This window comes from Dyadobacter sp. 22481 (assembly GCF_052044875.1).
GTDB lineage: Bacteria > Bacteroidota > Bacteroidia > Cytophagales > Spirosomataceae > Dyadobacter > Dyadobacter endophyticus.
The window spans coordinates 1,260,003-1,281,277 of record NZ_JBQENV010000001.1 but is presented as its reverse complement, the minus strand read 5'-3'; the positions used below and the strand labels follow the sequence as shown (position 1 = coordinate 1,281,277).

Annotated in this window: 15 protein-coding genes; 6 read left to right on the top strand and 9 right to left on the bottom strand. The window is 51.0% G+C overall.

Annotation, left to right across the window (positions count from 1 at the left end):
* Positions 1-19: 19 nt before the first annotated feature.
* Positions 20-589, bottom strand: a complete 570-nt coding sequence (locus ACTJJJ_RS04960; protein ID WP_188930009.1) for a Crp/Fnr family transcriptional regulator — start codon at positions 587-589, stop codon at positions 20-22.
* A gap of 233 nt (positions 590-822) precedes the next feature.
* On the opposite strand from ACTJJJ_RS04960, the gene ACTJJJ_RS04955 reads away from it, so the two are divergent.
* The 6 genes from ACTJJJ_RS04955 to ACTJJJ_RS04930 all read left to right on the top strand — a co-directional run bounded on the left by ACTJJJ_RS04955 (position 823) and on the right by ACTJJJ_RS04930 (position 8,708).
* Entirely contained in the window at positions 823-3,258 is a 2,436-nt protein-coding gene (locus tag ACTJJJ_RS04955) for an ABC transporter permease (RefSeq protein ID WP_188930010.1), read from the top strand.
* Between the two features lie 114 nt (positions 3,259-3,372).
* The gene (locus ACTJJJ_RS04950) at positions 3,373-4,491 is read left to right on the top strand and encodes a hypothetical protein (RefSeq protein WP_188930012.1); all 1,119 of its coding nucleotides are present in this window, start codon (positions 3,373-3,375) and stop codon (positions 4,489-4,491) included.
* Between the two features lie 1,143 nt (positions 4,492-5,634).
* Positions 5,635-6,159, top strand: coding sequence for an RNA polymerase sigma factor (locus tag ACTJJJ_RS04945; protein WP_188932230.1), 525 nt, complete (start codon positions 5,635-5,637; stop codon positions 6,157-6,159).
* The gene (locus tag ACTJJJ_RS04940; protein ID WP_188930014.1) at positions 6,146-6,988 is read left to right on the top strand and encodes a HEAT repeat domain-containing protein; all 843 of its coding nucleotides are present in this window, start codon (positions 6,146-6,148) and stop codon (positions 6,986-6,988) included. The genes ACTJJJ_RS04945 and ACTJJJ_RS04940 overlap by 14 nt, the downstream gene beginning before the upstream one ends.
* A gap of 21 nt (positions 6,989-7,009) precedes the next feature.
* On the top strand, positions 7,010-7,876 hold the full coding sequence (locus tag ACTJJJ_RS04935) for a DUF4097 family beta strand repeat-containing protein (protein ID WP_426294574.1): 867 nt from the start codon (positions 7,010-7,012) through the stop codon (positions 7,874-7,876).
* Between the two features lie 4 nt (positions 7,877-7,880).
* Positions 7,881-8,708, top strand: a complete 828-nt coding sequence (locus tag ACTJJJ_RS04930; RefSeq protein WP_188930018.1) for a DUF4097 family beta strand repeat-containing protein — start codon at positions 7,881-7,883, stop codon at positions 8,706-8,708.
* A gap of 90 nt (positions 8,709-8,798) precedes the next feature.
* Here ACTJJJ_RS04930 and ACTJJJ_RS04925 read toward each other — a convergent pair whose 3' ends face one another.
* The 8 genes from ACTJJJ_RS04925 to ACTJJJ_RS04890 all read right to left on the bottom strand — a co-directional run bounded on the left by ACTJJJ_RS04925 (position 8,799) and on the right by ACTJJJ_RS04890 (position 21,261).
* Complete coding sequence (locus tag ACTJJJ_RS04925; RefSeq protein WP_188930020.1) at positions 8,799-9,233, bottom strand: MarR family winged helix-turn-helix transcriptional regulator; 435 nt, start codon at positions 9,231-9,233, stop codon at positions 8,799-8,801.
* A 273-nt stretch (positions 9,234-9,506) separates the two neighbouring features.
* Positions 9,507-10,274 (bottom strand): hypothetical protein, encoded by a 768-nt coding sequence (locus ACTJJJ_RS04920; RefSeq protein WP_188930022.1) that lies wholly within the window; start codon positions 10,272-10,274, stop codon positions 9,507-9,509.
* An 86-nt stretch (positions 10,275-10,360) separates the two neighbouring features.
* Complete coding sequence (locus ACTJJJ_RS04915; RefSeq protein WP_188930024.1) at positions 10,361-12,304, bottom strand: response regulator; 1,944 nt, start codon at positions 12,302-12,304, stop codon at positions 10,361-10,363.
* 17 nt (positions 12,305-12,321) lie between these two features.
* Positions 12,322-12,906, bottom strand: coding sequence for a chemotaxis protein CheB (locus tag ACTJJJ_RS04910; RefSeq protein ID WP_188930026.1), 585 nt, complete (start codon positions 12,904-12,906; stop codon positions 12,322-12,324).
* The gene (locus tag ACTJJJ_RS04905; RefSeq protein ID WP_188930028.1) at positions 12,903-13,718 is read right to left on the bottom strand and encodes a CheR family methyltransferase; all 816 of its coding nucleotides are present in this window, start codon (positions 13,716-13,718) and stop codon (positions 12,903-12,905) included. The genes ACTJJJ_RS04910 and ACTJJJ_RS04905 overlap by 4 nt, the downstream gene beginning before the upstream one ends.
* 4 nt (positions 13,719-13,722) lie before the next feature.
* Positions 13,723-17,148, bottom strand: a complete 3,426-nt coding sequence (locus ACTJJJ_RS04900) for a response regulator (RefSeq protein ID WP_188930030.1) — start codon at positions 17,146-17,148, stop codon at positions 13,723-13,725.
* A gap of 139 nt (positions 17,149-17,287) precedes the next feature.
* Entirely contained in the window at positions 17,288-20,638 is a 3,351-nt protein-coding gene (locus ACTJJJ_RS04895; protein WP_188930032.1) for a UvrD-helicase domain-containing protein, read from the bottom strand.
* 101 nt (positions 20,639-20,739) lie between these two features.
* Positions 20,740-21,261 (bottom strand): hypothetical protein, encoded by a 522-nt coding sequence (locus ACTJJJ_RS04890; RefSeq protein WP_188930034.1) that lies wholly within the window; start codon positions 21,259-21,261, stop codon positions 20,740-20,742.
* Between the last annotated feature and the right edge of the window lie 14 nt (positions 21,262-21,275).

Here is a 21,275-nt window from a genome sequence, read left to right as displayed (position 1 = left end):
CTTGACCTAGATCAAGAAATCAGCTGAGCTGCTTACGGCGGATACGACTGATGGTTTCAGGCGTCATGCCGAGCATGGAGGCGATGTATTGCAGTGGTACCTGGGTGAAAATGTCGCGGTGGCTTTCGAAAAGCAGGTTGTAACGCTGTTCGGCCGTCATGGAAAGGAAGGAAAATACACGGTCTTCGAGCGTGGTGAAGCAATGCGCGATGAAAAGTTTCTCGGTGACCGGCCATTTGGGAATATAATCTCCGAGACGGTCGTAATCATGTTTTTCGATGGTATACAGCGTTGTGTCGCAAAGCGCCTGGATGTTCCAGCGGGCAGGATTGGCAAACACAAGGCTCGACAGATCGGTTACGAAATAGCCCTGCGTGCATATCCATTGCGTCACTTCGCGGTCTTCCAGATCCACATAAATCCGCAGCAAGCCCGATTTAATAAAGCTCAGTTTATTGCAAAGTTTCCCGGTTTTGAGGTAGTAATCCCCTTTTTTCAGTATTTCGGGCTTGAAAAACGAGGCAACCCTGGACAGGTCCGTTTGGTCGAAATCGAAATAGGTTTGCAGGTAGTGTTCAAGATCTGTCATAATGCGCTGAAATCGGTCGTAAATGTAGCAAAGATCGGCTGTCGGCACGGCCGTTATCGCACAAAAGTGTCCGAATGCGAACGAGCTGTCTGTTTAGCTTAAACTCAAATAATTGTAAAACAGCAGGTTAAAGATTTGGCATATATTTTATACAATGTACTATGTAATACATTGTACCGTCTATTAGCCATGAAAATTGAATTTGCTTGCAAAACCCAGTCAGCACCATTCCTATGTTAAAGAACTATTTCAAAATTGCCTGGCGAAACCTGGTCCGCAACCGGGTTTTCTCTGCCATCAACATTGCCGGATTGGCCATTGGCCTGGCTTCGTGCATACTGATCAGCCTCTATGTGATCGACGAGCTGAGTTTCGACCGTTTCCATGAGAAGTCCGGCCGCATTGTGCGCACCACATTCAAAGGCACCATGCCGGGTGGGATCATCAACGAAGCGCACGCTATGCCTCCTACTGCCGCCGCATTGAAGGCCGATTATCCGGAGGTGCTTGAATCGACAAGGCTTCGACAAGGTGGAAAGCCACTGGTTTTGCTCAACAATCAGCTTTACAACGATGAAAAACTAGCGTTCGTCGACTCCAATTTCTTCTCGGTGTTCACCTTGCCTTTCATTACGGGAAGTCCTAAAACCGCATTGCTTGAACCGAATACCATCATTTTATCCGAAACTGCTGCCCGTAAATACTTCGGCAAAACGGATGTTGTCGGCAAAATCATCACTTTAAAAGACTGGAATAAGACCCTACGCGTGACAGGAGTGATGAAAGACATCCCTTCCAATTCACATTTCCGTTTCGACCTGCTGGGCTCGATGGCTACGCTGGACGAAGCAAAATCCAATTCCTGGATGACGTCCGAGTTTTTCACCTATCTGGTTTTGCCGGGAGGTTACGACTACAAAAAGTTGGAGGCCAAACTGCCTGCAACGGTCGATAAATACATTAGTCCGCAGCTGAAACAGTCGATGGGCGTCACCACAGCGGAATTCCGCAAACAGGGCAACAATCTGGAACTCCGCCTGCAACCTCTGACCGACATCCATTTACATTCGGATTTTCAGTATGACCTCGACGCGAACGGCGACATTACCTATGTTTACATTTTCGGCGCCGTAGCCGTAATGATGCTCCTTATTGCCTGCATCAACTTCATGAACCTCTCGACCGCCGGCTCGTCCAAGCGCGCACGGGAGGTAGGCGTACGCAAGGTGATGGGCTCCGAAAAAAGTGAACTCGTAGGCCAGTTTCTCACTGAATCTATTTTGCTGACGTCGCTGGCGCTGGTGCTGGCAATCCTGCTTACCATTATCGCGTTGCCTGTTTTCAATGAGCTATCGGGTAAAAACCTGGCGCTGCAATGGGACGCCGTTCCGCGTCTGCTACCAGCATTAATCGGTTTTGGACTGTTTGTCGGCATTTTCGCGGGGAGTTACCCGGCATTTTTCCTGTCGTCGTTCAAGCCTATCACCGTGCTGAAAGGCGGGTCATCGGTCATCAAGTTCTCATCCTCGGGCAAAAGCTTCAATCTGCGCAGCGGACTGGTTGTGTTTCAGTTCTTTATGTCTATCATCCTGATTGTTGGCACCATGGTTGTTTACCAGCAATTGCAGTTTATCCGCAACAAAAAGCTGGGTTATAACAAAGATCAGGTGATCGTGATCCCTGCCTGGTCGTTGGGCAAAAACATGGAGGCATTTCGTGAAGGATTGTTACACGACTCGCGCGTTGCGAACGTAAGCCTTTCGGGATATGTGCCTGCGGGACCTTCCGACAGCAACAATTTCACAGTCAACCCCGACGGCAAAATTGACCAGATGGTAAAAACCCTCCGCTATGATGTCGATTACAGCTACATCGCAACGCTGGGTATGGAGATGGCCCGCGGCCGTAATTTTTCGAAAGCATATGGCACAGACTCCACCGCTATCATCATCAACGAAACGACAGTCAAAACATTCGGCTGGACGCCGGAGAATGCCATGGACAGGATCATTACCCGCAACGACAACCAGGGAAATAAAGCAACCTATCATGTGATCGGCGTTGTGAAAGACTTCCATTTCAGGTCAATGCACGAGCAAATAGGACCGCTGGTTATGACCCTCAACAATGGCTCGGGCTGGATGATGGTCAAAACCCGCAGCGCGGAGGTTTCCGGATTACTGGCTTCAATGAAGAAAAACTGGGACGGTTTCCGCCCTGATATGCCGTTTAGCTATACATTCCTTGACGAACGTTTCAATGAAACTTACAAGGCCGAGCAAAAGACTGGCCAAATTCTGGGCACATTCGCGGGGCTCACCATTTTTGTGGCTTGCCTCGGCTTATTCGGGCTGGCTACTTTTACGGCCGAGCAGCGTACCAAGGAAATCGGCGTGCGCAAAGTTCTGGGCGCTTCCGTGGCGGGCATTATCGCATTGCTTTCCAGGGATTTTCTGAAACTGGTGATAGTTGCATTGCTTATAGCCACGCCCGCCGCCTGGTGGCTGATGGACCGCTGGTTGCAGGAATTTGCCTATAAAATCGATGTTACCTGGTGGATGTTCGCATTAGCGGGCGCATTGTCGGTGCTGGTGGCACTGTGTACGATTTCTTACCAGTCTGTCAAAGCGGCATTGATGAACCCAGTGGAATCCCTTCGTTCGGAATAGCCGATAGATCGAAATAAACTATTTGAAAAATAAATAGTTATTACATTAGAATCCGGGTCGTATGCGCATTGGCATCCGGCCCGGGTTTTTCTTTTGATCCAAACCATTGCCCCGATGGAACCTACGATCCGTTGCAAAATCACCCGGCATATTCATGTTTTTCAACCGGGTAATATCGTCGAAGTAAGGCGACACATTTTAGAAAAGTCTGAAAGCCAGCCGGAATCAGGGTATTTTGTTCCTGATATCGGTGATGGCACCCCGGGTATTATCCCTTTGGGCGCTGCCGAGCCGCTTACCGAAACGCCCGCCGGGGAAGAGGCCTACTACGGCAAATGCGTGTTGACAAGCGTTTCGAATCTCTGGCAGGGTTCCGGCGACAAAACCGGCGAAGGACAGACAGGCAGCGTGGGGCCTGAAAAAGTGCGGGTTATCCATTATCCCGACTGCCAGCAACTCGTCTTTCACATGCCCCAATACGCCTGGGACGCGGGCACATTCCGCCTCACGAATACATGCTCGCAGGAAGTGATCGAAGAAAAGCCCGTGCGTGAGCGTCTCAACGGCGGCACCATGATTTTGACCAACACATTACCCTACCCGCCCGGCTTCTACACCATTGACGCCAGCTGGCCCGACGGCTGGACACACCGCATACAGTTCATCAAGTTCACGGAAGGCTTTCCCAAAGCGCCGTACGAGAATGCACCCGCAAACATTTTCCGTGCCATCCGTAACGAGGAAGTACATCTCCTGCCACTGAGGGAACCCGAAGTTCCTAAAAGACCGACGGTGTCGGACATCAAAAAGCCCGCGCCTTATCCCGGCTATTCTTCGCCGCCTTGCAGCCTGCACATGATACAGGATAGCGACGAACACCGGTTATTTGACTACAATGGCGTGGAACTGGATTCGGGGATTAATATGGAAAAATTCAAAAAGGACCTGATCAGCCGTTTCGTGCCTGTATTGGAATATAGCCAGGAAGGGCGGGGCGGCAGTATTTATTACAAAGAAGGCGACATTAATATTGAGTTCGGATGGGAATTCGGCGGAGGCAATGCGGTGGTAATTCTTTATATCCCTGAAACAAAATATTGGGAAGCACAGACCGGGACGCCACTTTCCCGGCGCGATGAGATCCTTAAATTCCTCTGCGAGCAGGTGATCCGCGACCAGGCACCAGGCTGTAAGTACAAGATTTACGATAATTCGATCAGCATTCTGCGGTAAGTTTAATGTGGTTGACAGCGAGATGTCTCCAAATACCCGCTGACAACCTAGATGATACTTTGGCTAAAGCCGGACTCGACTGGTCTGCCTGGCCCGAGGCTGAAGCCTCGGGTTAAGTGGATGCTGCGCTCCACGATCCAGGTCCTGCGACACACGACACAGGTGCCCTGGTGCAGGTGATCTAGCCCCCGAACTGGGGCGCCATGAGGTCAATCAACATTTCTGACCAGCCCCCCCGGTCTTCAGACCGGGGCCCACCGCAGACGGTTCAGTAAAGGTGATCTCCCTAAGAACCAAGGTAGTAGGCCATGATCACATCCCACCAGACCCCAGGCCTTCAGACTTGGGCCCACCACAGACGATCCATCTCAGGTGATCTCCCCGCGAAGCTAGATAGTAGGCCATGATCACATCCCACCAGACCCAAGGTCTTCAGACCTGGGCTCACCACAGACGATCCAGCGCGGGTGATCTCCCCCGCGAAGCTAGGTAGTAGGCCATGATCACATCCCACCAGACCCAAGGTCTTCAGACTGGGCCCACCACAGACGATCCAGCGCAGGTGATCTCCCCGCGAAGCTAGGTAGTAGGCCAGGATCATATCCCACCAGACCCCAGGTCTTCAGGCTTGGGCCCACCACAGACGATCCAGCGTAGGTGATCTCCCCGCGAAGCTAGGTAGTAGGCCATGATCACATCCCGTCACAACCCGGGTCTTCAGACCTGGGCCCACCACAGACGATCCAGCGCAGGTGATCTCCCCGCGAAGCTAGGTAGTAGGCCATGATCACATCCCACCAGACCCCAGGTCTTCAGACTTGGGCCCACCGCAGACGATCCAGCGCAGGTGATCTCCCCGCGAAGCTAGGTATTAGGCCATGATCACATCCCGCCACAACCCAGGTCTTCAGACCTGGGGCCAGCGCCCGTCAACATCATCTCGTATCCGGGGTGAGCGATACACTCCCCAATCGGCTTTAGCCTAAGCATTCTCCCCACGCGATCCCCATCTTGAGCCAGCTACAAAAAATTTTTCAACTTTTTTCTTAAATTCCTGTAACCTTTCCCATTCTCCGGAGTTACCACATCAAAATCACGAAAACAAAGCGCGAAGCCTTGAATACCCTAACCGACAATTCGCTGATGCTCCGGGTGAAAACCGGCGACCTGGATAAGATGGGCTTGCTCTTCGAACGGTACAACCGGCCGCTGTTCGGTTTTTTTTACCACATGACGCACAAGGCCGATCTCAGCGAGGACCTCGTCCAGAATGTGTTTTACAGGATGCTCAAATACCGGCACACATTTGCGGGTGACGGGGAGTTCAGAACCTGGATGTACCACCTGGCCAGGAATGTGCTCAATGATTCGGTGAAGCAAAACAGGTCGTTCAATTTCTACGACGTGAACGAGGTAGCCGACAGGCTCGAAGGCGGAATGCTCGCCGATGAAAGCCTTGAAAGGCAGCAGGACAAGGATTTTTTGCACGAAGCCATGGGTGCATTAAGCCCCGAGTACCGCGAAGTACTGATTTTGAGCAGGTTCCAGGAAATGAAATACGACGAGATCGCCAAAGTACTGAATATCAATGAAGGAACGGTGAAGGTGCGGGTCCACAGGGCATTGGGGGAATTGAAGAAAAGGTTTTTTACAAATGAAAGACGATAAGCAAATGAACTGCGAATATACCAAAGGCAAACTGACCGAATGGCTCAACAATAACCTCGAGAAAAGCGAGCAGATGGAAATAAACCGGCACCTCGCCGAATGCGTGAGCTGCCAGGAAGAGTTCACTGCCGATAAGCAGATCTGGGACGGTATGGCGAAAATCCGGATTCCTGAACCCAAGGAGGCGTTGCGGACCAATTTCTACACCATGCTCGACGAGTTCAAAGAGGCAGAAAAAGCGGCGGCGCGGTTCTCGTTCCAGAGCATGATGGAAAGTATCCGGGAGTTTGTGTTGCCGCAATGGACGGTCCAGGTTGGTTTCAGCCTGCTGCTCGTGGGCTTAGGCTGGGTGATCGGCAACCGGACGAGCCGCAGCAGCAAAATGGATGCTACCGCCTATCAGCAACGGATAGAGGCACTGGCCGGGCAAGTGCAGGATATGAAAAGCACGATGATGCTGTCGCTGCTTGAAAATCCTTCGGCCACAGAGCGGCTTCGCGCGGTGGGTTACACAAGTGAGATCACCCATGCCGACGATCGCGTCTTAGAGGCGCTGTTTGCCACCTTAAACAACGATCCTAACGTAAATGTACGGCTTGTTACACTGGAAGCACTCACGCAATATGCAGGTGACGCATCGGTGCGGGAGGAATTGGTAAAATCGCTTGCATTGCAGGATTCGCCGATGGTACAGGTGGCACTGGCCGATGTAATGGTTAAATTACAGGAGAAACGTTCCGTAAAAGCATTGAAAACGTTGCTTCAAAAAGAAGACCTGAACGACCTGGTGAAGGTGAAAATCGAACAGACAATCAAAGACCTTTCATAAACTTTAAATCATCTATTAGCCATGAAGTATTTTGCAATCCCCCTGCTGGCGGGAGCAGTGCTCTGCTGTACCCAGGCCCCGGCACAAAAGCTGGAACACAAGGAGCACGTCAGCAAAGAGTTTTCCATCACCTCCGGGCAGGCCGCCAAGAATGTGCTGGCGATTTACAACATCAACGGGTCCATCAAAGTTGAAGGCTACAATGGTGACAAAGTGGTGCTGGAAATCGATAAAAAGATCAGCGCCAAAACACAGGATTATCTCGATCAGGGAAAGGCCGAGTTCAAACTCGAAATCGAACAAGATGCCGACAGTATTATCGCCTACATCGCCAACCCGTTCGATTCCCGGCCTAACCGCAACCGACGCAACTGGGACGGACCGAAAATTCATTACGATTTCGAACTGGATTTTACGGTAAAAGTCCCCTACTCGCTCAATCTGCATGTTTCGACCGTCAATGGCGGCGACGTGAATGTGAATGATGTGACAGGCTCGCTGGGCGTGCGCAACGTGAATGGCGCCATTAAAGTCGTGAATGCCAAGGGAAAGGCGGACATGCATACGATCAACGGCAATGTGGAAGTCAATTACCTGACAGTCCCTCCCGGTGAATCGGATTTCAAAACGCTGAACGGCGACATCAAAATAAGCTACCCCGCCACGATGTCTGTCGACTGTCAGTTTAAAACATTCCACGGCGATTTTTATACCGATTTCCCCAATGTGGAAAAACTGCCTGTAAGAGTTGTCAAAAATGCTGAAAACCATGATAACAAAACCATTTACAAGCTTAGTACCGAAACGTTTATCCGTATCGGCAGCGGCGGCCCTACCTACAAATTCGAAACATTCAATGGCAATATCTATCTTAAAAAACAATCATAGCAAAATGAAAACCCCGCGCATTTTAGCCCTCGCAGCATTCACAGCGTTTACCGCAATTTCGGCGCCGTTGCTGGCCCAGGGCGATATGAAAGAACAATTGACAGTCCCTTTGAGCGACCCGGCCAAACCCGGAAAGCTGAAAGTACACCTGATCACCGGCTCCATCCGCGTGACCGGCTACAACGGGAACCAGGTAGTGATCGACGCCAGTACAAACCAGGATAAGCCCGAAAAGCCAAAAGTGAATGCGGAAGGCATGAAACGCATTTCCAAAAACGGAGCACTGGATATTTCGGCTACTGAGGAGAACAACATCGTGAATGTCAGCTCGAACCTTATCAATACCAAAATGGAGCTGAACATCAAAGTTCCCATGAAGTTCTCGCTCAATGTCGGTACTGTTAACGACGGCGACATTCTGATCGAAAATGTGGATGGTGTAATGGAGATCACGAATGTAAATGGCGACATACGCCTGACCAACATCTCAGGCTCGGCCGTTGCCAATACGGTGAACGGCCTGCTGAAAGTAAATTTCAAAACGGTGGAGGCCAAATCGCCCATGGCGTTTTCGACGCTCAATGGCAATGTGGATGTTACGCTTCCAGCCACGGCAAAATTCGACGTTAAACTCAAATCCGATCGCGGAGACATTTACAGCGATTTCGATGTTGACGTCGACAAATCGGTACCGCAGGCCACGCGCTCAGCCAAGGACGGCATGTACAAAGTGAGCATCGAAGACTGGGTGAAAGGCAAAGTCAATGGCGGCGGCAGCGAGATCATGATGAAGAACATGAACGGAAATATTTACCTCAGGAAAGCGAAATAACATTCCCTGACCCTTTGCCCACGCCTCTGGCAGATCGTCTGTCAGAGGCGTTTTTATTGGCCTGTGTGAAAATCCCAGGGCTATGCGCGGCTATTCTATTGTGGAGCCAAGCTCCGAGAGCATTTTCTGCAAATCGTCGAGCTTCCTGGTCTTCACCGAGGCCATAATCTGCTCCGTTGTTGCTTCCGCCGTGGCGATCGCTTCGAGGTAAATTTTCTTCCCGGCATTAGCCAGTTTCACATACGACACCCTTGCGTCACGGCTGTTCGCCTCTCTTTTTACATACCCCAGTTTCTCCAACGGCGACAACATCCGGGTGATCCCCGAGGCGGTCAAACCCACCTTCTCAGCCACATCGGTACGCCGCAATTTTTCGTCCGGCACATTCGCCAGATGGTGCAAAATCATGAATTCATTGAGGCTGATACCGTGATTTTGAAGCCTCGCATCGAAACGCTTCACCGTAATCGACTGGATGATAGTGAGGTTTAAAAACAGTTTCAGCTCCTGAGAAATAGTTGACATAAACTTGAAAAGTATTTGATTTACAGTTGATATATACTTGATTTATCAAGTATTATACAATAATAAATCATATCTAAGATATTGACAAACAATTGATTGACTATTTGTCAATTATAAACTTGTCAAATGCACTTTCGATTGAATATCAGATAAATGCAAGCGTATCTGCCGCTGACCCGGTCTTTGCCGCCGCGTACATACCCCGACCATCAACCCCACAAAAAAAGCCCGCAGCAAAAATGCCGCGGGCCGCAAATCCTGATAAAGACTGGTTTAATTAGCTCTTGCCAATTGCACTTCCAGACGGATGTCGACATTACGATCATTGCCGTTGTATCGCGAATTATAGCCGCCCGTACCAATGCCGACGCCCATGCCCCCGCCCATTCCGATACCGCCCCCAAGGCCGATGCCGATGCGCGGACTGAAACCGGAATTGGATGACGACTGTCCGTCGACTTTAATGCTGAGCCCCATCATTGCCGTCTCGCGGGCATTCACATTCATGAGCGCGAAAGGAATCGCGATCTGCTCGGTAAGTTCGCCGTTACGATCCATCGCGATGTGCGATTTGATGCTGCCATCCGGCCGCACGAGGTCAATCAGGTGCTGGCCTTCGCGGTCTTTCCAAACGGCCTCCTTATTGTAAGAATCGAGCAGCAAATCCAGTCCGAGGCTGTTGGGTAAATCAGTATCAATACGGCGCAATGCCTTGCGGTCTTCTTTCATCACAACAGGGAACGTCAGCGCGTAGCCCTCCTTCTTTTGCCCTTCGGGGCTGAATGCAATTTTAAGGCCGCTGCTCAATATATTCTGGATCGTGTTGGGATCTTTCGTTTTGAGCGTAATGTAGACGTACTGGTCGTCGTTGATGATTCCGTATCTGAGTCGCGACCGCTGATCCTGCTGGTCGGGTTTGATTTCATCCACATAGGAGAACGGGGCATTCCATTTGGAGGCGTAAGGCATCGTTTTGGAAGAACTGCAACCTCCCAGGGCTATTAACAGTAGCAATGACCAACTGTTTCTGATCGTTTTCATTTGTTGCTTTTAAAATTAGAATTACTCTTTCTACAACGAAATCCTGCAAATATTCATTACGAAAAGTTACTGCAAATCGTTGCACTTTAAACCTGGGACACGTTTGCGGGCATTAAGGTTGAAAGCAGCAAGTCTATTTTCTGATGCAATTTTTCGGGCTCGAACGGCTTCGAAAGCGTATCGTTCATACCTGCATCGAGTGCCTGGGAAACTTCCTCCGGCAACACGGTGGCCGAAAGCGAAAGGATCGGAGTGGTAACGCGCAGCTCTTCACGCGCGAAACGCGCAGCCTGAAAACCGTCCATTTCGGGCATGCGGGTATCCATAATGATCAGGTCGAACAGTTCTTCCCGAAGCTGGTCTACGGCCTCTTTTCCATTGCTGACGATCACAGCATTTAGTTGCCAGGCTTTCAGGTATTTTTTCAAAAGCAATGCATTGATCGGATTATCTTCCGCTACCAGCACCTTCTTACCCTCGAAAGATGGAAGGCTTTGAAATGAAACGACAGGCTTTTGCTCTCCCGACTTTTCGTTGGCGTCCTGGACGATCAATGTGAAGAAAAACTGGCTTCCCTGACGGAAACGGCTGTTCACTTCCAGCTCACTGCCCATGAGCCGCACGAGTTTCTGCGAAATGGTCAGTCCGAGGCCCGTGCCGCCATATTGATGCGAAGTGTTCTCGGAGGCTTGGCCGTATTCCGAAAAAATATTGGCCAGATGCTCGTCCGACATGCCGATTCCGGTGTCCTCCACCGCGAACCGTATCGAATGCCCGGCCGGCGTTTGGGCCAGGTGCTCCATTTTCAACGTCACACTACCGGTTTCAGTGAATTTCAGCGCATTACCGATAAGATTAAGCAAAATCTGATTCAGGCGCATGCCATCTACCGTTACGGATTCAGGGGTATTCTTACCGATTTCAAGCCGCAATTCCAGCTTTTTCTCGTCGGCTTTAAATTGCATCAGATCAATAATTTGCTTGCCGAGGACCCGGAGGTCAGTAGACGCCGGGATGATCGAGAACTTACCCTCGTCTATTTTGGATATATCAAGAATATCGTTCAGGATATTCAGTAGCGATCCCGACGATTGCCGGAGCATATTCACCAGCTCCGTCTGCGCTTCACTGAGTTCTGTCGCCGACAGCAGGTTCCCCAGACCTATGATGCCATTCAGAGGGGTCCGGATCTCGTGACTCATATTCGCCAGGAACGACTCCTTCGTTTTCCGCGCCTTTTCGGCCTGCGTTTGCGCATCAATAAGCGCCAATTCGTGCGCCTTACGCTTTTCCACGTCGTGGAGATTCACAAACAACAGCCGGTTTTTATACATAATCCTGAGTTCCAGCCAAACAGGCTGCCGCAGTCGGCCATAGAACTGATCTTCCACCACGATCGTCTCGCCACCTATAAAACTGCGCTTCACAAGCACATCACGCAGCGAGGATTTCAGGGGATCTACGAGCAGGTCCAGCATCGGCGTTTTAATCAGCGAAGCAGGCGAAATGCCCAGGATGGTCTCAACCGACGGATTAATAGACAGTATCGACCCGGTGTCCGGCTCTACGGTGGCGATAATATCCGGCGAATTCAGGACGATCGTCGCGTAATTTTCGAGCAGTTTGTTCTTATCGCGTATTTCGCGCTGGCTGCGCGCCAGTTTGATCAGCGAATCGACTTTTGCATTGGTAATATAGGGATCCAGCGGTTTGTAGAGGTAATCGATAGCCCCCGTTTTAAGCCCGCGCACTGCGTAAGTGGTTTCTTTGGAAATAGCCGTCACGAAAACAATCAGGATCTCGCGGGTCTTCGGGTTGGAAAAAAGCGTCTCGGCGAATTCGAAACCGTCCATACCGGGCATCTGAACATCCACCAGGGCAACGGCAATGTCATTCTCCCATACAATCCGCAGCGCCTCGTTGGGCGACGTGGTGGCGTAAATGTCAATGTCGTCGCGGTTCAGGATTGCTTTAAGCGAGATGAGGTTTTCCTCCCGGTCGTCCAGCAACAAAATCTTTGTATTTTCCATGGGTTATCGTTGAGTAGCTATTGAAGGATATTATTGATTATCGAAAAAGGGTTTCCATCGATCATTACCTGATGTTTTGAATAGATTGACAGGGCCTGTTCAGGCATTCTCGGTGACTCTGCTTCGGCCGGGTTCTGCACGTACGTCGGAAAGCCCTTTTCTGCCAACGCTTTCATTCCAGAGGCCCCGTCGGCGCTGGAACCCGAAAAGAGCATAGCCGCTTTCACGTGAATGCCCGAAACCGCGGCAGAAATAAAGGTAGCATCAATGGAAGGCCTGGAAAAGAAGTCTTTGTGTGTGCAATCGTAGTAGAACCGCCGGTCGGGGCCTATCAGCAAATGGTAATCCGGGTAGGCGAAATAAATGCAATTCGCCTCGATCGGATCCAGATGATACGGCTCGCTCATAGCTACATTGGTCTTGTTTTTAAATAATTCGGGTAAAACGGTGGTGCTGGATTTGCCGCGGTGCAATACGAAAATCAATGCGAAGGACAACGGTTTTTTGACCAGCCTGATCATTTCTTCGAAGATCGCAAAGCTGCCCGACGACCCGCCGATCAGCACTAAACTGAGAGAACCGTCTTCTTTCGCAATGCTCATCTGATCTTCTGGTAAATGTTCAACGTGCTATCGATCACTTTGAAGTTTTCTTCCAGACCCGAGTAGCGCAGCGTTTCGCGCTTTCCGAGGCAAAGAAAACCCAACATGCTGAGACTGTCATACAAAAGCCGGAATACTTTTTGCCGGAGTTCCAGGGTAAAGTAGATCATCACATTCCGGCAGCTCACAAACTGGAACTCGTTGAACACACCGTCGCCGGTGAGGTCGTGCATTGAAAAAACAATGTTACGACGCAATTCGGGCAATATGACCGCCTTATTGTACGCAACATGGTAGTAGTCCGACAGCGAATGTTTGCCACCGGCCGCCAGATAACTTTCCGAGAACGCCCGCACATTTCCGAGCGTGAATACCCCCTCGCGCGCGGCCGTAAGCGCCTTATTGCTCAGGTCCGTCGCGTATATGAGCGAGCGGCCCAGGAAACCGGCCTCTTTGAGAAAAATAGCCAGCGAATAGGCCTCCTCGCCCGATGCGCAACCCGCCACCCAGAAACGCAGAGTAGGATACGATTCGAGATAGGTAAATACCTCCGTGCTCACTTTCATAAAGAAGTCGGCGTCACGGAACATTTCCGAGTAGTTAACCGTCAGCTCCTGGATCAGGCCGTAGACGACGCTCCCGCCCTGTTCGATGTGCAGAAGCAGCTCGGGGAACTCCATTTTGTGGGTAGTCAGATACCTGCTGGCCCGCCGCAGCAACGACGGCCTCGCATAGCCCGAAAAGTCGAACCCGGATATTTCCCTGATCCGCGCGATGAGCACTTCCAATTGCGGATATTCTATCAATACCATTCCCCTAGGCGTGTAACCAGACCTTGATCAGCGAGAGCAGCTTATCAACATCCACAGGTTTTGAAATATAATCGTTGGCACCGGCTTCGAGGCATTGCTCACGGTCGCCCTGCATAGCTTTGGCGGTCACGGCAATAATGGGAATGTTGGACCATCTGGGCACCTGCCTGATCCGGCGCGTCGCTTCGATACCGTCCATTTCGGGCATCATCACATCCATCAATATCAGTTCTATCTCCGGATTGTCTTCCAGCTTATTAATAGCCTCTTTACCGTTCGTAGCGATTTCAATACTGAAACCGGCGTCTTCCAGCACGGCGCTCAATGCGAAGATATTGCGCATATCGTCGTCAGCGAGCAACAGTTTTTTTCCTGCAAAGTGCTGTTCTGCATTCACGACCGCATTGCTGAACGACTCCCCCGCTACCTCCGGCTCTTGCGTTCTGGGCTGGATCTTTTTGAGGAACAGTTTCACCTCGTCGAGCAACCGTTCGTTGGACTTTTTCGTTTTGATCACCACCGGGTGCGCATATTTCATCACACGTCCCAGATCAGCCTGCGTAAGGTCCTCTGCGGTATTCACCACCACAGGTAGTTCGTTCCATTGCGGGTTCTCTTTGATTTTGTCCAAAAGATCCAATCCGTTCATGTCCGCCAACCTTACATCGAGAATAATGCCGTCCACCCGGTCGGATTCGAGCATATGCAGCGCCTCGGCGGCCGAATAGGCGTATAGCACGAAAATATTATTGCCCGAGAGGAAATCGCCCAGGTATTTACTCTGGAAAGCATCGTCTTCAATAAGCAGGATGCGCTGCCGGTCCAGGTCTTTGCCTTGCAGTTTTAATGCCGTAAATATCTGCTGGGCCGACCGCTCGTCTACCGGTTTTTGCATGAAACCGATCGCGCCGTTTCTGACCATCTCATCATCGAAAAAATCGCCCGATGACACCGTGTGCACAGGGATCAGCCGCGTGCGCGTATCACTTTTCAACGCTTTCAAAACCTCTTCGCCCGGTATATCCGGCAAATGCATGTCCAGGATGATTGCAGTTGGGCTGAATGTGCTTACCATCTCCAGCGCCTCGCGACCATTTGCCGCAATTTGCACGGCAAAACCGCTGCCCTGCGCTTTCGCGGCCATATCCGCTGCGAAAACGGCATCGTCTTCGATGAGCAGCAGACGGCGCGCTTTGCCGTTCTCTGATGGCGACGGCCTGTAAGCAGGGCCTTCCGTTACAGCCGGTTCAACAACCACTTCCTGCCGATCGCCAGCCGGTTGCTCGTCCGATTCGGTCAGGTAAGGTATTTTTAATGTAAATACAGAGCCTTCTCCCGGAACACTCCTCAACGAGATCGACCCGCTGAAGAGGGCCGCAAGCTCGCGACTGATCGATAACCCCAGTCCGGTCCCCCCGAATTTGCGGCTTGTGGAACCATCGGCTTGCTGGAACGCTTCGAATATCGACGCCTGTTTATCGAGCGGTATCCCAATGCCGGTGTCCGCCACTTCGAAATGCAGCTGATCACCCTCTTTTGAAATCGTAAGGGAAACCTTGCCGGGCGCGGAGGTGAATTTGACTGCGTTGGAGATCAGGTTGCGCAGGATTTGCAAAAGACGGGTATGGTCTGTAAAAAGCATTTCAGGGCACGATCCGGCCTTGGTTATCTGCAATACAAGGCCTTTGTTCTCGGCCACTTTCTGGAAGGTGTTTTTAACCTCCGCGAGGACGGATTCCGCGCTGATTTGCTCATGAATCAGTTCGATCTTTCCGGCCTCCACCTTCGCCAGATCCAGAATATCGTTGATCAAGGTCAGCAGATCGTTCCCGGAATTATAAATTACCGAGGCATAACGCTGCTCTTCATCGTTCAATCTGGCCCCTTTATTTTCGCCCAGAATGCGTGACAAAATCAGGATGCTGTTCAGCGGCGTGCGCAATTCGTGGCTCATATTGGCCAAAAATTCACTTTTGAATCTTCCGCTCCTTTCCAGCTCGTCGGCCTTGTTCTGGATCTGGTCGCGCGCCTCCTCGATCGTCCGCTTCTGTTCTTCGAGCATGAATGCCTTTTCTTCCAGCTCGGTATTAATCTGCTTCAGTTCTTCCTGCTGGACGCGCAACTCTTCCTCCGAAACTTGTAACAGCGACGTTTGCCGCGTCAGTTCTTCGTTCGTTACGCGTAATTCCTCTTGCTGGCTTTCCAGTTCCTCCGCCTGCAACTGCGTTTTTTCGAGCAATTCACCGGCAATCTCACGCGCGCGGGCAGCCATAATGGCCACCGCCACGTTGTCCGAGATCATGTCGAGTAATTTGGTCGCTTTGGCCCCCGGCTCTTTTAAATAACCGATCTCGATAAGCGCCGCTGTTTGCCCTTCGAAAGCAATGTTTTTCAATAACACCACCCCCGGCGCCGAGCTCCCCGTAGCCGTTTTAACCTGCATATAGCCAGCGGAGACATCCAGCCGCTTCATATTCTCCTTCGACACAGCAAACTGCCCGAGTATCCCTTCTCCAAATGGTATAAACGAAGGCGCCGCTTCCGAAATACCATACGTAGCCGATCTTTCGAGCACCTCGCCCGAACGTGTCACGAGGTACATCGCCGATACATGAGATTCTGTTACTTCTGCCAGTTTGCTCAGCAATCTTTCTGATAGTTGGGTCAGTGTAGGTTCCCCGCGGACCGCGCTGGACACTTCCATAGCCGCGTTCAATATCCAGTTCTTCTCCTGGTCTTCCAGGCCCAGTTGCTCCAACCTTTTATTCGCCAACTGTGTAGCCTGCTCACTGGCAACCTGGGCCAGGTAAGTCTTGCGGATGAGGTAATAGAGTAAGAGGATCACGAGGAAAAACAGCGCCGAACCCATCACAATATACTGCTTGGCGCGCGCAGAGCTCATCGACGCAAGTTGCTCGCGTTCAGTCAGTAGCCCCTCCTCCACATTTTCGATGCGGCGAAAGCTGAATTCGATTTTTAGGGAAACATCCTTCCCCTGCAACACGATCCGCTGGATCGTATCGATACTGTACTTTTCCGTTTTCAGTATTTCGTATTGCCGACTCATTATCCCCACCCGGTTCTCGAGCAGAACGGACAGCGAGTCCACCCGGGCGCTTTGTGCCTTGTTGTCTTTCACGAGCTTACGCAATGTCCCGACGTCGTCCCAAATGTCGCGCGAAGCTTCCAGATAAACTGTTTCGAAGGTTTTATTGCCTGTGATCGCGAAACCACGGACATTCGCTTCTGCTGTCAGCAGACGGTTTTTAACGGCGGTAGAAACCCGCATTACCTCCCGTGTGTGATCCACCCAGGCGGTATTTTCCTGCTGGATCAGGATTGCATTGTAGGACACATAGCCTACTGCGAGCACTAATAGAATTGAAAATGAGATTCCAAGTAAAACCTGGCGCTGAAATGTGAGATGCATAAACGTTGAATAGCGCGTAGAACTAGTACTAAATGTCTATTTGGGGATTAATTGGAAAAATAATGCATTTTGGGCGCATTATGGCCCTTTTTGTTGGAATTTTAACCGCGTTCAATTTCAATTAGGTTAAATACTTCTACTATTCTACCCATTCCGTGAGTTCATCTTCCAGGGTGATCAGCACCCCTCTCGATTGCTTCCCGCTCTCTGTGAAGGTCCTTATCAGCTTCTTTAAATGCCTGCGAGGCTCGTCGGCGCTGTTCCCGCCTACGAACGACATGAAGATATACCCGCCGTCGGGCCGCTGAACGAGCCTGTCTATGTGCAGCATTTTACCTCCCGGAACCAATAGTTCTCTGTTGATTTGAATATGGTTTTCGTCTTGGTAAAGCGCTTGCAATGAAGGATCCTGCAAGAGCGAAAGTGTCAGGTCTTCAATCTCCCGGGTTTCCTTCCGGGTAAAAATCCCCTCGCCCACTAGCTTTTCCAACGCCTCGGGCAGATCCGAAATGGTTCTCAGCCTCGTTAGCAGGTACCGCATTTTTTGCAGCCTGTCGTGGCGCGGCTCGAACGTCTGCACGTCGAAAATACGGTCGGCCATCCGGCGCAGGCGCAGCGATTCTGTGCGGTCGTTGCTCAATATGTTGTTCAACACAAAAGGACTCGTCCCCCCGCTCACATGCGCATGTCTGAGCACTCCTGAGCCTTCCGCCGCCGGGTCGCCGGCCGCCGGCATGCCGGAAATCACATATTGGGAAATGGTCTCGTCCCAGGCAGGCGTGACGCCTTCCTGGTTCAGGTAGTCGCGCAGCCAGTGGTTGATCTGCTGTCCCGACTCCCAACGGCGTTCGCGCTTCGCCAGCACATAAAGCCGCTGTACAGGCCGCGTGAATGCGACGTAAAGCAGGTTCAGGTTCTCGATCAGCGTCCGCATCCGTTCTTCCCGGTACTGCTCGCCTACCACCGTATTTTCAAGCTCTTTCACCACGGAAACCATCGAGCTCCTCAGTTTGGCATTCGTATAATGGGGCTTATCTTCCAGCCGGATCTCTTGATAGTCAACCTCATCCATATCGACCCAAAGCCGGTCGAGGCGCGCATTGGGCGTCACTTTCCATTGGGCATAGGGAATGATCACCACTGGATATTCCAATCCTTTTGATTTGTGAATGGTAGTAATGCGGATTGCATCCGTGCCTTCGGGTACCGTAATCGAAAACTTGTATCTGGCTGATTCCCAATAGTTCAGAAAATCGCCGAGGTGATTACTCTTCCGGTTACCAAATTCCAGCACCACATCCAGGAAGCGGAACAGGTATTCGCTTTCGAGTTGTTGTTTGAAAAGGCCAAATTGCTGCATCAGCAATTCCGTGAGCTCAAACACCGACACCTGCCGCATTTTGAATGAGGTAATGCCAATATCCCATTTCCTGAAATATTCGAGGAAACTGTCGAGGCCTCGCGCTTCACAAAGCACCCTGATCTCCTCGTACTCATGCGGGGCCGGGTTCTGCCGGCGTATCACCTGGTGGAACAAATATGCCGCTTCGTATCGTGCAAGCCGGTGATCCGAACTGTGGAGCACCTTCATGAACGAGATAATGAAATGCACGGATCGCGAGTAGGCCAGCGACAATGCGTCGTCGGAAATGAGCGGGAAGCCGGCCTCCTTCAGCGTATTGGCCAGGGTGGTGGCTTCTTTTTTCTTTCTGCATAAAATGGCTATGTCCCGCCAGTGATAGCCTTCTTTCCGAAGCCCGCTCACAAGTTCGAACCCGCGCCGGGAGATCGGGTCCGAAGAGGATTCCCCGGCACCTTCTTCGGTGGCTTCATTCATCTCCAGAAACTCGATTTCCACATGGCCGCCTTCGCTCACGCCCTCGGGTATTTCCTGGCTGAAATGCTCGTCGTACACTTCGCGTATCAGCGGATATTCGTCGCCCAGCGAATCGGCGATGAATGCGAAAAACCGGTTGTTGAACTCGGTAACCTCCCGGAAGCTACGCCGATTGGTTTTGAGGTGATTGATATGCAGATAGTTGTCCAGTGCAAACAGCCGTTCTTCGTTGAACGGGCTATTCCCGAGAATGCTTCCCAGCCGCATTACCTGGTTTTGCGCCAGATGCAATATCAGATCCATATCCCCACCCCGGAAACGGTAGATCGATTGCTTCGCATCGCCCACGATCAGATTGAAAAATCCGCTCGACAATGCATTCTCGATCAACGGCAGCAGGTTTGCGAATTGCAGCTTGGAAGTATCCTGAAACTCGTCGACCAGAATGTGGTTATATTTTTCTCCTAACCGCTCAAAAATAAACGGTACCGGTTCCCGCGCGACGATGTCGACGATCTTCCGGTTGAAATCAGAAATATGAACCTGGTTGTTCTGTTTGAGCAATGCGTCAAATTCTTTCCTGATTTCGCCCAGGAGCGACAGGTTGTAAATATGCCTGTCGAGCTGGTTGTAAAGGGTAATCTTCCCGGTTTCCACCGAGCGTATATTTTCAATCTGATGGAAATAGTTTTCCAAATCAATGCGGAGGCGTTCTATTTCGTCCCGGATCGGTGCCGGCGTTTTGGCACCATACCACACACCTTCTCCGATGGTTTTGTAAACGTAAGAATTGGGCTCCATCCAGAGTTTTTTACCTTCGGCGCGGTCTCTGAAATAGCCGTAAATGCCTCTGCCACTCTGGTGGAAGTCTTTTTCACTCAAATAGGTAGATTGAATGAGTTCAAATGCATTTTTCGCATCCCTGGTCATCATTTCCTCCCGCCCACGTACGAAATCGCGCATTTGCTTACGCACAATAATCCAGTCCTCCATTTTCAGGTCCTCAACGCGCTTCATCTGCAAGTAACTCTGCTCGCTCAGCAAAGTACCCGCCGTGTCGCGGATCTGCATCGGCAATGCGCCCCAGTTTTTGCCTTCCTCGGCATTCTCACGGTAATATTTCTCGACAATATCGGTCAGTACCTCCTCGCCCTCCTGCCCGATCCTGGCCAGTAGCCTGTCCACCGCGTCGTCGAGCAGGTCGCCGTCGAGTTGTGTTTCAAATACAAACGGAATGCCCAGCTCGTCCGTAAAACTGCTGATGAGCCGCTGCGTGAACTTGTCGATCGTCATCACCGAGAAGTCGGAATAGCGGTGCAGGATTTGCCCGAAAACCATTTGCGCACGGGCGGCTATCAATTGGCATGCTCCCGTGAAAAGCCCTGTATCGTGTTCGGTATCAGGGTACATTTCTACTACCACGTCGCGCATCATCGGGTGCGGCTTCGTGTCGGTTTCGGTATATGCCGAGAATGTGCGGAGCATCAGCAGAATGCGGTCCTTCATTTCATTGGCCGCCGCATTGGTGAATGTCACAGCCAGAATATGCCTGAAATACAACTCCGAATTGGAATGCAGGGCTAGTTTGAGGTATTCTTTGGTGAGGGTGTAAGTTTTCCCCGACCCTGCCGATGAACTGTAAACTTTAAACACTTTGCGCCGGTAAATAGGTGAAGCGAGTCGAAACTGCGCATCAAATTAAACAAAAAAAGCAGGCGTAAACCTGCTTTTCGTATGCTTGAAAGAAGTATTTCTCAAAGATTGAAGCGGAGACCGGCCGAAATATTGGGACTGAAGAAGAAAGGCTTTCTCAACAGTTCCACGTACGTTCCTCCTTCCAGAAACACGGAAATACGGTTATCGGGAATGTAATATTCAAAACCACCCAACACCGAGCCGCCTAGGGTAAGGTTCTTTTCATAATCGCCGTTCAGTCGTTTCGGGTATGAACGGCGGTTGTTGATCTGCCCGCCAAGGCCATAATATACATGCACCGCTTCCGAGTTGAACAATGGCGTGTGCCATAAATAATGCATTTGGAGCGAAAGGCCGGTGTTTTTGTAAAGTCCGTTGTCGCCGCGGTACTTGCGGTCGTTGCCCAGAATGCCGCCATAAGTGCCGATTGTGACGTCGATGGCGTGGATGTTGTTGAAATACTTGCGGATGTTAACGCCGGTGGGTTCACCGAGTTTGAAACCTACCGCCCAGTTGTCGTATTGGGCGTGCGCCATTCCGAAGCAAAGTGCGCAAATAAAAGTTAAGGCTAATTTCTTCATAGTTAATTAAATCG

Excerpts from the sequence above, each read along its gene's own strand:
- ACTJJJ_RS04960 (WP_188930009.1), bottom strand. The coding sequence starts at position 589 with ATGACAGATCTTGAACACTACCTGCAAACCTATTTCGATTTCGACCAA.
- ACTJJJ_RS04955 (WP_188930010.1), top strand. The coding sequence starts at position 823 with ATGTTAAAGAACTATTTCAAAATTGCCTGGCGAAACCTGGTCCGCAAC.
- ACTJJJ_RS04950 (WP_188930012.1), top strand. The coding sequence starts at position 3,373 with ATGGAACCTACGATCCGTTGCAAAATCACCCGGCATATTCATGTTTTT.
- ACTJJJ_RS04945 (WP_188932230.1), top strand. The coding sequence starts at position 5,635 with ATGCTCCGGGTGAAAACCGGCGACCTGGATAAGATGGGCTTGCTCTTC.
- ACTJJJ_RS04940 (WP_188930014.1), top strand. The coding sequence starts at position 6,146 with ATGAAAGACGATAAGCAAATGAACTGCGAATATACCAAAGGCAAACTG.
- ACTJJJ_RS04935 (WP_426294574.1), top strand. The coding sequence starts at position 7,010 with ATGAAGTATTTTGCAATCCCCCTGCTGGCGGGAGCAGTGCTCTGCTGT.
- ACTJJJ_RS04930 (WP_188930018.1), top strand. The coding sequence starts at position 7,881 with ATGAAAACCCCGCGCATTTTAGCCCTCGCAGCATTCACAGCGTTTACC.
- ACTJJJ_RS04925 (WP_188930020.1), bottom strand. The coding sequence starts at position 9,233 with ATGTCAACTATTTCTCAGGAGCTGAAACTGTTTTTAAACCTCACTATC.
- ACTJJJ_RS04920 (WP_188930022.1), bottom strand. The coding sequence starts at position 10,274 with ATGAAAACGATCAGAAACAGTTGGTCATTGCTACTGTTAATAGCCCTG.
- ACTJJJ_RS04915 (WP_188930024.1), bottom strand. The coding sequence starts at position 12,304 with ATGGAAAATACAAAGATTTTGTTGCTGGACGACCGGGAGGAAAACCTC.
- ACTJJJ_RS04910 (WP_188930026.1), bottom strand. The coding sequence starts at position 12,906 with ATGAGCATTGCGAAAGAAGACGGTTCTCTCAGTTTAGTGCTGATCGGC.
- ACTJJJ_RS04905 (WP_188930028.1), bottom strand. The coding sequence starts at position 13,718 with ATGGTATTGATAGAATATCCGCAATTGGAAGTGCTCATCGCGCGGATC.
- ACTJJJ_RS04900 (WP_188930030.1), bottom strand. The coding sequence starts at position 17,148 with ATGCATCTCACATTTCAGCGCCAGGTTTTACTTGGAATCTCATTTTCA.
- ACTJJJ_RS04890 (WP_188930034.1), bottom strand. The coding sequence starts at position 21,261 with ATGAAGAAATTAGCCTTAACTTTTATTTGCGCACTTTGCTTCGGAATG.